The organism is Paenarthrobacter sp. PH39-S1, assembly GCF_030063245.1.
Taxonomy (GTDB): domain Bacteria; phylum Actinomycetota; class Actinomycetes; order Actinomycetales; family Micrococcaceae; genus Arthrobacter_M.
In genome coordinates this window covers 1-835 of record NZ_JASISR010000116.1, presented here as the reverse complement: position 1 = coordinate 835, position 835 = coordinate 1, and the positions used below count along the sequence as shown (strand labels likewise).

Annotated in this window: 1 protein-coding gene; it reads left to right on the top strand. The window is 64.2% G+C overall.

Translation table 11 applies throughout. The features are described 5' to 3' along the window. The coding region (locus QMG52_RS21780; RefSeq protein WP_283562484.1) for an IS110 family RNA-guided transposase at window positions 1-835 on the top strand (835 nt) is incomplete at both ends.

The window sequence follows — 835 nt, the reverse complement described above, 5'->3', positions numbered from 1 at the left end:
ATGCACCCGCGGTGCGCGGGTATTGATATTTCGAAGAAGGATGCGAAGGTCTGTGTCCGTGTCCAGGGGCGGGGGGCCAGGGCAACCGCGTCGACGGTCACCACGTGGGGTGCGATGACCGGACAGATCCTGGACCTGAAGGAACACCTGCTCAAGGAGCAGGTCAGTCTGGTGGTGATGGAAGCGACCAGTGATTACTGGCGTCCCTTCTACTACCTGCTCGAGGACGAGGGATTGAACGTCATCCTGGTCAACGCCCGTGATGCCAGAAACGTCCCGGGCCGTAAAACCGATGTCTCCGACGCTGCTTGGCTCGCGGATCTGGGCGCCCACGGGCTGGTCCGAGCCTCGTTCGTGCCCCCGCCGCCGATCCGTGAACTGCGCGACCTGACCCGGGCCAGGACCGTCATCACCCGGGAACGGACCCGGGAGATCCAGAGGCTGGAGAAACTCCTGGAGGACGCCTGCATCAAGCTCTCCTCGGTGGCCTCGGACATCACCGGGGTCTCGGGACGGCTGATGCTGAAGGCATTGATCGAGGGGCAACAGGACCCGGTGGTCCTGGCAAACCTCGCCCAGCGCAGGATGCGGTCAAAGATCCCCGAGCTCACCGACGCGCTCACTGGCCGGTTCGGCAGCCACCACCGCTACATGGCGGAACTTTATCTGCACCGGGTCGACGCCCACACCGCCGATATCGAGGACCTGAGTGCCAGGATCGAGGCGGCGATGGAGCCCTTTCGTCTCGCCCGGGAGCTCCTGATCAGCATCCCGGGATTCAGCACCACCGTCGCGGAGGTCTTCATCGCCGAAACAGGTGCCGACATGACCGTGT